This window comes from Paenibacillus sp. R-74696, from assembly GCF_055814915.1.
Genome location: NZ_JBPULM010000050.1, coordinates 1 through 12,259 on the forward strand (window position 1 = coordinate 1; position 12,259 = coordinate 12,259).

9 protein-coding genes are annotated in these 12,259 nt (G+C 49.1%); 3 read left to right on the forward strand and 6 right to left on the reverse strand.

Annotated features, from left to right (window positions below; all coding sequences use genetic code 11):
- Positions 1–48 precede the first annotated feature (48 nt).
- Positions 49–1,119 carry a BMP family lipoprotein gene (locus ACSR9A_RS28505; RefSeq protein ID WP_473761603.1) on the reverse strand — a complete coding sequence of 357 codons (1,071 nt, stop codon included), beginning with the start codon at positions 1,117–1,119 and terminating at the stop codon, positions 49–51.
- A 238-nt stretch (positions 1,120–1,357) separates the two neighbouring features.
- Here ACSR9A_RS28505 and ACSR9A_RS28510 point away from each other — a divergent pair, with 238 nt between their 5' ends.
- Positions 1,358–2,740, forward strand: coding sequence for a hypothetical protein (locus ACSR9A_RS28510; RefSeq protein ID WP_473761605.1), 1,383 nt, complete (start codon positions 1,358–1,360; stop codon positions 2,738–2,740).
- A gap of 236 nt (positions 2,741–2,976) precedes the next feature.
- Here the strand turns inward: ACSR9A_RS28510 and ACSR9A_RS28515 are convergent, their stop codons facing one another.
- Positions 2,977–3,447: a MarR family winged helix-turn-helix transcriptional regulator gene (locus ACSR9A_RS28515; RefSeq protein WP_341281829.1), complete on the reverse strand. Its 471-nt coding sequence runs from the start codon at positions 3,445–3,447 to the stop codon at positions 2,977–2,979.
- Positions 3,448–3,638: 191 nt separating this feature from the next.
- On the opposite strand from ACSR9A_RS28515, the gene ilvD reads away from it, so the two are divergent.
- Positions 3,639–5,324 carry a dihydroxy-acid dehydratase gene (gene ilvD / locus ACSR9A_RS28520; RefSeq protein WP_341281828.1) on the forward strand — a complete coding sequence of 562 codons (1,686 nt, stop codon included), beginning with the start codon at positions 3,639–3,641 and terminating at the stop codon, positions 5,322–5,324.
- Between the two features lie 616 nt (positions 5,325–5,940).
- Here the strand turns inward: ilvD and ACSR9A_RS28525 are convergent.
- From ACSR9A_RS28525 to ACSR9A_RS28535, 3 genes are all read right to left on the reverse strand, one after another.
- Positions 5,941–6,948 (reverse strand): anti-sigma factor domain-containing protein, encoded by a 1,008-nt coding sequence (locus ACSR9A_RS28525; RefSeq protein WP_473761607.1) that lies wholly within the window; start codon positions 6,946–6,948, stop codon positions 5,941–5,943.
- Positions 6,945–7,523: an RNA polymerase sigma factor gene (locus tag ACSR9A_RS28530; protein ID WP_473761610.1), complete on the reverse strand. Its 579-nt coding sequence runs from the start codon at positions 7,521–7,523 to the stop codon at positions 6,945–6,947. Before ACSR9A_RS28530 ends, ACSR9A_RS28525 begins: the two co-directional genes overlap by 4 nt.
- Positions 7,524–7,641: 118 nt before the next feature.
- On the reverse strand, positions 7,642–9,036 hold the full coding sequence (locus tag ACSR9A_RS28535; RefSeq protein WP_473761613.1) for a polysaccharide deacetylase family protein: 1,395 nt from the start codon (positions 9,034–9,036) through the stop codon (positions 7,642–7,644).
- A 168-nt stretch (positions 9,037–9,204) separates the two neighbouring features.
- Here ACSR9A_RS28535 and ytvI point away from each other — a divergent pair, with 168 nt between their 5' ends.
- A complete protein-coding gene (gene ytvI / locus ACSR9A_RS28540; RefSeq protein ID WP_473761616.1) occupies positions 9,205–10,353 on the forward strand; it encodes a sporulation integral membrane protein YtvI in 1,149 nt (382 codons plus the stop codon).
- A 23-nt stretch (positions 10,354–10,376) separates the two neighbouring features.
- Here the strand turns inward: ytvI and ACSR9A_RS28545 are convergent, their stop codons facing one another.
- Positions 10,377–12,209 (reverse strand): peptidoglycan D,D-transpeptidase FtsI family protein, encoded by a 1,833-nt coding sequence (locus ACSR9A_RS28545; RefSeq protein WP_473761619.1) that lies wholly within the window; start codon positions 12,207–12,209, stop codon positions 10,377–10,379.
- Positions 12,210–12,259 lie beyond the last annotated feature (50 nt).

The window sequence follows — 12,259 nt, forward strand, 5'->3', positions numbered from 1 at the left end:
TTTCAAAAACAAGCAAACCGGCTGCCCGCTGGCAGCCGGTGCATCTTCTTATTTCGCCGCTGGAAGCTCTACGACGACTTTGCCTGAAATAATATCTTCAGCAATGGCTTTCACTTTAGTAATTGTGTCTTCGCCAACAAATGGGCTAAGTGCTGATTTGCTGTCTTGGGTTACGAATGTAAGACCTACACCTTTTTCCTTCAAGCCGTAGTCAGTTGCTGTAAAGTCGAATTGGTCGTTTGCGAATGCTTTAACGGTTTCATACGCTACTGCATCTGTACCTTTCAATTGGGAGAGGACGATGTGCTCAGGATCAAGCTCCGTACGGTCAACGTCTTGACCCGAAGCGTACAGGCCTTTTTCCTTCGCTGCTTCAAATACGCCAAGATCGCCTACTGCCGACATGCCGGCTACAAAATCTGCACCTTGCGAGTATTGCAGCAGTGCAAGCTCCTTGCCTTTTGCCGAATCATTGAAATTACCTACATAGTTAGTCAAAAATTTTGCATCTGGGTTTGTGCTTTTAAGCCCTTGCTCAAAACCAAATGTGTATTTCTTAAGCAGCGGTGTATCCATCGCTACTACTGCGCCAACTACATTCGTTTTAGTGGAAAGGCCAGCTGCTGCGCCTAGCAGGTACGCTGCTTCCTGTTCACGGAACACGACGCTGCGAACGTTCGGCTGATTCACGATTGTATCGATAATCGCGAACGGCTTGTCCGGATTTTCTGGAGCTACTTTATTAAGTGCATCCTCCGCTTGGAAGGTTGCTGTAATGATCAGATCGTAATTGTCTGCTACCGCTGCGCGCAGGTTTTGCTCGAATGCAGCAGGGTCTGTAGACTCAATCGTTTTCACTTCTACATTAAATTCTTCACCAGCTCTTTTGAAGCCTTCATCCATCGATGCGAAAAACGGGTTAACACCGATTTGCTCAGGAAGCACGAGCGCAACGCGTTTTTGCTTTTCATTTTCAGGAGCAGCTGTTGCCGTTCCAGCATTTGTAGCCGTACCGCCATTCGTACCGGTGCTGCTGTTATTTGTTCCATTCGAGCCGCAGGCCGCCAGTATAACGACAACCATCAATAATGAAATTGTTAACGCCAGTGTCTTTTTCATCTGTGTACGTTTCTCTCCCTTAAATAGCTTGTATTTTTCTCTTTATCCTAGTAAGCTTATCGGATTTTGTCAATAGTGAATATTCGACAAAACTCTCGTTTATTCTACATTATTTTCATGAAAGTTAGTTATAAAAATACGATGTTGACACAAAATTGTAACAATGCTAGTATAATCGTACTATTCCGAGTCATTTAATATGTTTTGGAAAATAATATCCAATACCGGAGGGAACTTTATGAGCACAAAATATCCTGCACTAACCAGATCCTTATTGTCCGCATCTCTGGCCCTATCCATCGCTTTATCATCGGCTGTTCCTATTTATGCAGCTACTTCTACTACTACAGCAACAAGCACGGCAACGACTGCCGCTTCATCCGAAGCTAAGCTGTTCCTTAAAGAGAAGTTCGGCATCACCTTCACTACCAGCACGATTACAAAAGGACAATTCATTCAAGCTGTAGCGGGTGCGCTTAAGCTGGAGCAGCCGGAAGAGCTTCCTGCCTTCACCGATTTGACGGAGACCAGTCCTTATTATACCGCAGCAGCTGCCCTTCATAAACAAGGAATTCTCACATCAACAACCGTAAACGCCGAGCAAAAGCTGACAGCAGCTTCCGCTTTGTATATCGCCGTTAAAGCAGCTGGACTGCAAGAGCTGGCCCATACATACCCGCAGGCGAAAATTACAGCTGGACTGAAGAAGCTGAATATCCCTGCGTCCTCTCTTGGAACAGCAGCAGCGCAAGAGCTCGCTGCAGCCGTTGATACAGGCTTGCTGCCAGCCTCCCAGTACAATGCCATTAAAGGCAAAGGACTGACGCCGCAGCTTGCCGAAACACTGATCGTGCAAATTCTTTCCTTTAAAGGAGAATACAAGCACTTCATCGGCAACATCAGCGACAGCACTATTTACGCCCAATTGAATGATGCTTTCAAAACGTCCAACATTATTCAAGCACCTGAGCTGCAAACGATTGTAGATGCGGCGCTCAAAAATAATTTGGTGACGGGCTACAACCTGAAGGACGCGCGATTTGACGCCAACTTCACGCCATCGCTATCCCTTACTTATGGACATAGTGACCTCAAGCATGTCATCCAGCTTATCGGGCTGCTGCGCAGCGAAGGCATTGACGCCAAAGTTCAACTGGAGCCTAAAACATCCGCCTTCGTCTTCATGAAGGAATGGGGCGAGCCGCCGACAAAGGATACTGAAAATTATAAAGTTGTCCAAATCGAGAACGGCAACTATATTACGTATGCGAAGGAATTCGACATCGCCTTTGAATTCAAGAATTCAGCGGATAAAGCCCGCTTCCAGCCTATTATTTTGCAATATGCGAAAAAAGATAAAGACGATCAGCCTGGCCTCATCTATGGCTCATGGTTCCAGCCGCTTTATTATTCCTCGACTAAGCTCGATGAATACGAGGTCATTACGAATAATAAAATTACAGGCAGCGGCTATTTTTATGCCCAGTCCTTCTCGCTGAATGATCAATCGAAAGACATTGTAGAAGGCTTCCGCAAGCTCGATCCAGCGGTCAACATTGATTCCTATACGTTCTGGGTAGACAAGCCATTCCATAACTACTTGAATGGCGAAGGTCTATAAGCTTTAGAACAAACCAGCTATTGTTAAAAAAGGGATTCCTTCGTGCAAACGAAGCGAATCCCTTTTTTTGAAATATAGGAAAGGATATAATTTTCTCATCCTTTCTCTATATTTCTCTATATTTCTCGGACTGAAACGCGCCTCGCCACCAAAGGACGGCGATAGCCGTTTCACCTTGATATGAACGCATTGGAAGCTTACTGGGCAAAGGCAGCACCAAGGGCCAGTAAGCAGGACTAAGCCTCGCTGTTGTCCTCGCGCTTGCGTTCCAAATTTTCGCTCATTCTCGTGAACATGCTCACGGTAATATCCATATCCTCCAGCGAAAATCCTTCATAGAGCCTGAGCATGAGATCTTCGCGAACACGCATAATGCCATCCACCAATTTGCGCCCCTCATCCGTGATTGTGAGCAGCACAATACGGCGGTCCTCTTCACTGCGCTCGCGGTCAATGTAGCCAAAATTAATTAATCGGTCTGCGATGCCAGTGACCGCGCCGCTCGTGATTTGCAGCAGCTCCGCCATAACCGACGCTTTCTGTGGGCCATGCTCCGATAGCAGCAAAACCATCTTTGCATCTGTCATGCCGAGCCCTTGAACATTAAACCGATTCCATTCAGCATGGATTAGACGTCTGAGCTGGCGAAAGGCCTCGTCCATCTCACGCATTTTTTCTATTCTTTTCTCCGTATTTTCCTGATTCATTTATACCCCTCGCGATACTGGATTTCTTCACGGCACGATAATTATACTTTTCCTACTACTATACCGTGTTTTTCCTTGATAGCCAAGCCAGAAGCCGTATTAAGCATATAAGTCCATCAACATTACTAGCCAATGCTTGTCCTCTGTGTTAAACTCAAAGGTATCGACTTTTCATACTGGAGGGATTTTTAATGGCACCTAAGAAGATGCGTTCCGACATGATAAAAAAAGGATTTGACCGTGCACCGCACCGCAGCTTGCTGCGTGCAGCAGGAGTTGCGGAGGAAGATTTCGACAAGCCCTTCATTGCTGTTTGTAATTCCTATATTGATATTGTACCTGGTCACGTTCATTTGCAGGAGTTTGGCAAGCTGGTTAAGCAAGCAATTCGCGATGCTGGCGGCGTTCCTTTCGAATTCAATACCATTGGTGTTGATGATGGGATTGCAATGGGACATATCGGCATGCGCTACTCGCTGGCGAGCCGTGAAATTATCGCCGACTCCGTAGAAACCGTTGTAAATGCGCACTGGTTCGACGGTATGGTTTGCATACCAAACTGTGACAAAATTACTCCGGGCATGATGATGGGCGCCCTGCGCGTCAACATTCCGACGCTGTTCGTCAGCGGCGGACCAATGAAGGCGGGTAAAACATCTGACGGCCGCTCGATCTCGCTCTCCAGCGTTTTTGAAGGTGTCGGCGCTTACCAAGCAGGCATCATCGATGATAAAGACTTGCTGGAGCTTGAACAGTTCGGCTGTCCGACTTGCGGCTCATGCTCAGGCATGTTCACTGCCAACTCGATGAACTGTCTTGCTGAAGGCCTTGGCCTCGCGCTTCCAGGCAACGGCACGATTCTTGCCGTAGCACCTGAGCGTAGAGAATTCGTTAAGCAATCGGCTACCCAGCTGATGAAGCTGATTGAGCTTGGCATCAAGCCTCGCGACATCGTAACGAAAGATACGATTGATAATGCTTTTGCCCTCGATATGGCAATGGGTGGTTCCACAAATACCGTTCTGCATACGCTGGCACTTGCACATGAAGCAGGCATTGACTACCCAATCGAGCGCATCAATGAAATTGCTGAGCGCGTGCCGCATTTGGCTAAAATCGCCCCGGCTTCCGATTACCACATCGAAGATGTGCATCTGGCTGGCGGCGTAAGTGCCGTACTGAATGAAATGTTCAAAAAAGAAGGCACTCTGCATGGCGATTGCATCACCGTAACAGGCAAGACGCTGCGTGAAAACGTAGAGGGCTGTGAAATTCAAAATACCGACGTTATCCGGACGATTGACAATCCGCATAGTGAGCGTGGCGGACTTGCTGTACTGTTCGGCAACCTTGCTCCAGGCGGCGCAATCATCAAAGTCGGCGCGATCGACAAATCGGTTAACGGCTATCATAAAGGTCCTGCTATTTGCTTTGATTCCCAGGATGAAGCTCTTGCGGGCATCGCTAACGGCAAAGTTAAAGAAGGACATGTTGTCATCATTCGTTATGAAGGACCTAAAGGCGGTCCAGGCATGCCAGAAATGCTTGCTCCTACTTCGCAAATCGCTGGTATGGGCCTAGGCGCTAAAGTCGGTCTCGTAACCGATGGACGCTTCTCCGGCGCATCCCGCGGAATCAGTATCGGCCACGTTTCACCGGAAGCGGCTGAAGGCGGTCCAATCGCTTTCGTACAAGACGGCGACATCGTTGAGCTGGATATGAACAACCGTGGAATGAACGTTTTAATCAGCGACGAGGAGTTCGAGAAACGCCGTGCCGCATGGCCAGGCTTCGAACCAAAAATCAAACGCGGTTATCTCGCGCGTTATTCCCACCTCGTTACTAACGCCAGCCGTGGCGGCGTAATGAAAATGTAGTCTAACATCAAGCAGCGCTTCGGCGCTGCTTTTCTTTTTGCCCTAGGTGTTTATTCTAATCAGAATCGAGCTGCTTGTTCTTACATTACGTTAATCCTAAGCCAAGCCAATCTAATCTGACGTTTCAAGGCTCATGGAGCCGCGGCATGCGAGTGGTGCAGGAACAACACAGCTCGACGCGCTGCCTCCTTTTTGAAGGACTGAGGTTCCGCTATTGTGTCATTTTAGACGATTTGAGGCTGTACGCGGACAGGAAATTCGCTATCGTCCTCATTATCCCCCGCAAAATAACGTTTGGCGGCAATTAGTGTCTCCGGAGTCCGCCGACTCTACCATAACCCGTGATTCGAATGAAATAGCGGCTGCTGTGTCCACCAAGCTTAAAGACCTTGCACGAAGCGACCTTTCAGTAAGCAAGCTCCTTTACTTGTGCGCTAAATTCAATCAGAAACAGCAGCTGGCTAGACTAGCGGGTGAATGAAAGAAGAAAAAGCACGCTCAACCGCGTTAACCGCGAGCAAGCGTGCTTTTTTGCATGGTCTTTCCTATCTACCGCTAAAATGAGTTAATAACAAGCAGATTAGCAAACAGGCTTGCCAGCAAGCTAAACATGCAATTAAGAGTTTGATTTCACGCTTTGGCTTAATGCCCCGGCAAGCACCATCGAGCCTCTTGGCTCTACCCCATTGGCATCCGGCTCTTGCGTAATGGCTATTTGATCGTAGTCATCCGGATTAAATGTAAAATACAGCGCTCCTACGCCTTCATTTGGTAGGAACGTCCCTGCATTAACCGGCTTGCCATCTTTAAGCAGCCACACCTGAAAGGCTTCATCGCCTTGAAGCTTAGGCAGCTGCTCGACCTGAACGATCAAATGCATGCCTTTGCTGTCTACGCTAATCGTTGCGCGGCCCTCGGCTACAATGCCTGCTTCCGCCGGCTTAAGCGATACAACACCGTTTACCTGTGAAGCAGCAGCTGGACTGTCGGAGGCCGCAATCTGCTGCTGCAGCTGCTCCAGCTGGCTCGTTAAATCAGCCGTTTCATTGCTAAGCTGGTTAACCTGCTGCAATAAAAAGCCGGAAAGAATAACAAACGAAGCCGCAACACCCGTCATCACACGAGCAACCCAGCGTTTGCGCAGCTGAGCCTGTAGAGCTGCTGTCCGCTGCTCTGTTTGGCTTGGAGACGAATTCTTGTCCGCCGCGCCTGCTTCCCCTGCTGCTGCTAGTAATGGGACTACCCCCGGGCGATGAGCGGATTTTTCACTGCCAGCCTTGTTTTCACTGTTAGAATCGTTAGGACTGCTCGCCTGATTATCGCTGCTCTCTTGGCGTTCTGGGCGAATGCTTTCATCAGCGGCTGTTAATGTCGACATCGGTACAGGCGTTGGCGCAGACTGCAATACAGCAGCCAGTATACGCTGCTTCATACCAGCTGGCGGTTCTACCGAATCAACTGCAAGGGGAAAACGAGTGATAATAGGCTGCAACTCTTCCACCATCTCTCTGCACTGCTGGCAATGCGACAAATGATGTTCAAATTGCTGCGTTGCTTCAGCATCAAGGCCTCCAAGTGAATACATCTCCACGTCATCACAAAGTGAATCATTAGGTTTAATCATTGCCGCACTCCCTCCTTCCATGTATGCTCGAATCGTTTGCGCAGCTGGCCTAGCGCAAGCCTTACCCTGCTTTTAACGGTACCAAGCGGAATTTGATGCTTGTCCGCCACCTCCTGCTGCGTATAACCCATATAATAGATCCATTCAACAATCTGCTTCTGGTCATCACTCAGCTGTCCAATGGCCTCTTTCATCTGTTCGCCGAGCATTCGGTCCTCCACAACCTTCTCAGTTGTATGCGGATCGACCGTTCGCTCTAAGATCATCTCTGCCTGAACCTGCTGCGGACGTCTGCCCTGCTTTCTGATCCAATCAATGGCAAGGTTGCGGGCAATTGCAAAAATCCAGGTGCTAATTTTTCCTGAGGCTTCTTCGGTTTCAACTCTAGAAGCCGCATTCCATATCCGCACAAACAGCTCCTGCACCACTTCCTCCGATGCCATCTCATCTTTCAGCATTCGATAAACGAATGAGTAGACGGGCCGTTCATAGCGATCGTACAGCTGCTCAAGCGCCGATGCATCCTGCCGTGCGATCAGTTGAATTAAATATTCATCAGATGTCGGTTCCCCCATGCTGGGATAGCCTCCTCTATAATTAAGTGATCTTTATTATGATAGCAATGCTGTCCTTTGAATGCCTTTTTTTCTATTTTAAAACTCCGGCCGCCTGTAAACAGACGCCGGAGTTCGATTATATGGTGGAAGTACTGCCCTCCATCGGAACAGCATCCACAGCACCTGCTGGCGCCGCCTGCAAGCTCGCCTCTTGTCCTATGCTTACCCTCAGCAGTGCTGCTTGCGTATTTTGAAAAGCTTGTATTTTGCTCATGGGATATAGCAGCATACATGGATCAATCGCTTTCCTGCGCTCCTTGCTTTTCGCATTCCTCGGTTTCTTCGTCAACACGCGCATAAGCAGCCGCAAGTAAATTCGGGTCGTACGAGCAAATAAGCCGTCCGGCAATGGGATCACCTCAAAGCCAAACCGATCCGCTCCTCGATGAATCATTGTAACGCCGTATAATGCTTTCGCATCAGCCGCCGCAGGATCATGCGCCAATTGATGGGCAAGCATAGGCAATGCCGCTTCTACTTCCCGCAGCATTCTAATTCCAGCAGCTAATGGCGATGCCGCTTCTGCCGCAATGCCAGACAGCTTGCGGTTGTCAAAATGCAGCTCCACCACCCGGTCTCCCTTGCTTAAACGTTCGCCCTCTGCCAGCTCGATTGGCTGGCCGCTGTAGGAAATCATTCGATAATGCAGCGCCGGCGACTCCACTCCTACCTGCTTAAGCTGAAAAGCGAGATGGAACAAACGCTCATACTGCAGCCATAGCGTTATAAGTGATTTTTTAAACCATGACAGCTGGCGTTCCTTGGCTCGCTCTGTCAGCTTTATCATCTCTTCTATCGTAACAAAACGATAGCCTTGCCTTACGCCTTCCTGCAAATAAGCCTCAAGTGCGATTAGCATATTAGCAGGAGCATCCTGATGGGCGCCAGGCGTTTGCCCGCAATCATGAAGCAGCAGCACCTCGCCGGGGCGGAGCTTCTTCAGCATTTTTCGCTTAAGGCGCTCCGCCCCCAGCCTCTTGTTCCAATCTCCGAACATTGACGACCATAATACGATTTGCAAATGGCCAATGCCAGCAAAATCAAACACATTGATAATGCCCCAAGGAGGCCGATAATAATTGGAACGGCTCCCCGTCGCCTCTCGTATTATTTCGCATGTACGCTCGATCTGACGCTTGACGGACCTTGGCCGCATGAACCAATTGGTCTTGTGAACATAATTGTGTATGCCAAGCGTATGGCCTTCCTCATGTATTTTGCTCAATAGCTCCGGCTGCGCTTCGCCATGTGCACCAACGATGAAAAAAGTCGCTTTCGCATCATAGCGAGCCAGCAACTCAAGCAGCTTTGGCGTATAGACAGCATCCGGGCCATCGTCAAAGGTAAGAGCAATTTCCTTCTTTACCAGGCCTTTCTTAAAAACCCTAAATCCGAAAGTACGACTGATAAACGCAGGGAGGAAAGCGTAGAACGAGAAAAAATAAAGAGTCCAGACAACTAAGTTCTCCATTTATGTTTTCCCCACCGTTATTAAAATTTTTAGCTGGATGTAATCGGCGATAAACAAACAACGATAACTTTAATTGTATCATATGGCTACAAAAAATAGGCAGCAAAATTAAAATTATAGTACAATCAAAACGAGATATACGAAATTGGAAAAGAGAGGTTTTCAGCTATGCTACCCTTTTATAAAAAATATTGGCGAACCGCATTTGACATTGCACTGATCGCGCTAACGGTTTATTTAATTATGTTTGCCTTTAGTCATTTTTATCAATTGGCTACACCTATCATTTTCTCCTTTGTTATTTTCATGTGCATTGAGCCGCTGGCACGAAGGCTGAACAAGATTGGCATTAAAAAATCCATCGCGTCAGGCATATCGATTTTATTGTTTTCCATCCTTATTCTATCCGCCTTCTCCGGGCTCGGTTACATTATTTCGAAGCAGGGCTCCGAGTTTCTGGACAAGCTGCCGGAATATCAGGCTATTCTCGTGGAGCAGGTGGAGCTTAGCACGTCACAGGTGCAAAATAAAATTCAGGCCCTCCCGCCTGAGCTCGTCGCGCAAATTACGGAATACATCCAGGGTGCTGCCGAATATGTGCCGAATTTGGTCAAAATGATTTTTGCTGGAACCGTCGGCTACGTGTCCTCGTTCTCCAGCTTTATGTTTAACTTTCTGGTCGGTATTATATTAGCTTATTTCCTAAGTATTGAAATTAATGACTGGAAAAAAACAGCGGCGGATAAAACGCCCAAAACGTTTAAAAAAGCCTTTTTCTTCTTGCGTGAAAATGTATTAAAGGGCATTTCCGGCTACCTGAAGGCGCAAGCCAAGATGATTACGATTACGTTTTTCGTCATCTTCATCTCGCTGCTGCTGCTCGGTGTCAAAAATGCCCTTGTAGTCGCCGTCATCTCGGCTATTTTTGATGTGCTGCCGCTGCTTGGGGTAGGAACGATCTTTATCCCTTGGATCATTTATTTGTTTATCGTGGGGCATACTTCCCTTGCGGTATGGCTGTCCGTATTGTATATCGTCGTCGTATTGGCCAGACAGCTATTGGAGCCAAAAATTACCGGAGACACGCTCGGCGTATCTGCATTTACGATGCTGGCATTTATGATTATTTCGCTCAAGCTGTTCGGCATTGCCGGCGTCATCTTATCGCCCGTGCTCATCATTTTGCTCAAAACCTTGTATGACCAAGGTTTTTTCCATCGCTGGATCAGAGCGCCGCAAGGCGAATTCGACAGCCAGGTGCCTCCTCCAGGTGCCGGAGAAGGCACAGGCAACCCGCCAGCTCCTCCAAGCGTATAAATCTGCTTTCGTTTAAAGCTGTTTTATCGCTTCGCTATAATATCCATGACGCCGCGAAACAGCTTCGTCGCCTGATTGCTTGTACCGGGACTCCTGCTCTCGGCAAGCACGGCGACGGCGTATCGCGGCGTATTTGTCGGTCCGTAGCCGATGAACCATTGGTGAACGCGCTCCTTGCCGCTGACCAGCGTCTGCGCCGTACCGGACTTACCGGCAATCGGCCATATGCCATCACGAATGGAGCGTCCCGTTCCGTACTCAGTGACCGCCTTCATCCCTGCCAGCAGCGTGCCAGCGGTTCTCGCATGTATCGGCGTTCCCGCCTGCCGGGCTTGCTGGGGCTCCAGCTCCACCATCAGCTGTCCGTTCGCATAACGAATTTCACTTACGATTCGCGGCTCCAGCCGTTGACCGCCATGTAAAATCGTCACGACCAAATTCGCCGCCTGCAGCGGCGTCATCCTGACATCCCGTTGGCCGATACCGCTTTGAGCCATAATTCCCCCGTCTACGTCAAGAGTAGGCTTGTCCTGCAATTGCTGCCAAATGCTCGCAGCAAACAACTGTCCGCCTTCTTCCTCGCCAAGCAGCCGCAAACGTCCGGCAAACGGGCCAAATGCTGATTCGGCATGCCAGCCAGATCGATCACCAATGCCAAGCGCCGTAGCAGTCTGATACAGCTCATAGCCGCTCAACCGCTCCGCAAGCGTTGCAAACACAATGTTGCAGGACTGAGCTAATCCTTCCTCAAGCGTCAGACTTCCATGGCCATCCTGCTTCCAGCATGTTAAACCATATTTTCCGTATTGCCCCCTGCATGTGAACACTTCTTTTTCGTCTACAACACCAGCCTCAAGCGCCGCCGCTTCTGTTACAAGCTTAAAAATCGAACCTGGGGCAACCGCTTGGAGCGCATGATTTGACCAATCGGTTTCTTCATTCCGATCCAGCTGCTGCGGGTTCATCTGCGGTCTGGACACCATGCTGACGATATCCGCATTTTGCGCATCCAGCACGACGATTGCTCCAGCTTTCAAGCCATTTGCATCTGCGTACAGCTCAAGCTGCTGCTGGAGCTGTACATCCAGCGTCGTCTTTACTTTCAGCGGATAGTAGGCGCTATCCGGCTGAAAAACCCGCAGACCCAGCCCCTGAAGCGGATGCCGCTGCCCATCAACATAAAAAGATACCGACGTTGGCCCATTGCCTCTTAGCAGCGTATCCAGCGATTTCTCAAGTCCAGCACCGCCGATTTCATCTGTCAGCTTGCGCTTGCCTGACGCCAGATCCGCTCCATAAGCCTGCTCCAGCCATTCCGGATGCTGGCTTATAAAACCAATGGCTTGCCTGGCATTAAGCTGCGGCAAATACCGGTTGTGATAGGGCAGCACCTTGACTCCATTTATATGGAGCTGCGAAAGTCCTGCCAACTGGCTCGCAGAAAGGCTCAAGGGTGCCTTCTGCCTTTCCTCCCGCCAAAAATCAGCACTCTTGAGCGCATCCCATTTTTCCACCAGCTGCTCGTAAGACACCTGCAGAAGCTTCGCCAGCTTGCGCAGCTCCGTCGTCTCTCCCCGTGCCTTGCTCTCTACTGGAAATAGTGCCAATGCTGAATAGCTTTCCCCCGTAATGGCTCTCCCGTAACGATCAATAAAATCGCCGCGCCCTGAATCCAGCACCAAATTTCGCTGCCGCTGAATAGCTGCCTTATGCTGCCAGTCGATATGCTTGCTGAGCATCTGGGCAGCGGGCTGACCCAAGCTTGGCATCAGCTGCAGCGTCGCCAGCCTAATCAAATAACCTGCCATTATAACCGTTAAAAGTATTGCTACAATTGCTGCACGCCGCCTGATCATTTCAGCTAGCCTCCTTCCCCTCAGTATGGCCTTAATGCCAACGTATAAAC

Excerpts from the sequence above, each read along its gene's own strand:
- ACSR9A_RS28530 (WP_473761610.1), bottom strand. The coding sequence starts at position 7,523 with ATGGGGGAACCGACATCTGATGAATATTTAATTCAACTGATCGCACGG.
- ACSR9A_RS28505 (WP_473761603.1), bottom strand. The coding sequence starts at position 1,119 with ATGAAAAAGACACTGGCGTTAACAATTTCATTATTGATGGTTGTCGTT.
- ACSR9A_RS28510 (WP_473761605.1), top strand. The coding sequence starts at position 1,358 with ATGAGCACAAAATATCCTGCACTAACCAGATCCTTATTGTCCGCATCT.
- ilvD (WP_341281828.1), top strand. The coding sequence starts at position 3,639 with ATGGCACCTAAGAAGATGCGTTCCGACATGATAAAAAAAGGATTTGAC.
- ACSR9A_RS28545 (WP_473761619.1), bottom strand. The coding sequence starts at position 12,209 with ATGATCAGGCGGCGTGCAGCAATTGTAGCAATACTTTTAACGGTTATA.
- ACSR9A_RS28525 (WP_473761607.1), bottom strand. The coding sequence starts at position 6,948 with ATGATTAAACCTAATGATTCACTTTGTGATGACGTGGAGATGTATTCA.
- ACSR9A_RS28515 (WP_341281829.1), bottom strand. The coding sequence starts at position 3,447 with ATGAATCAGGAAAATACGGAGAAAAGAATAGAAAAAATGCGTGAGATG.
- ACSR9A_RS28535 (WP_473761613.1), bottom strand. The coding sequence starts at position 9,036 with ATGGAGAACTTAGTTGTCTGGACTCTTTATTTTTTCTCGTTCTACGCT.
- ytvI (WP_473761616.1), top strand. The coding sequence starts at position 9,205 with ATGCTACCCTTTTATAAAAAATATTGGCGAACCGCATTTGACATTGCA.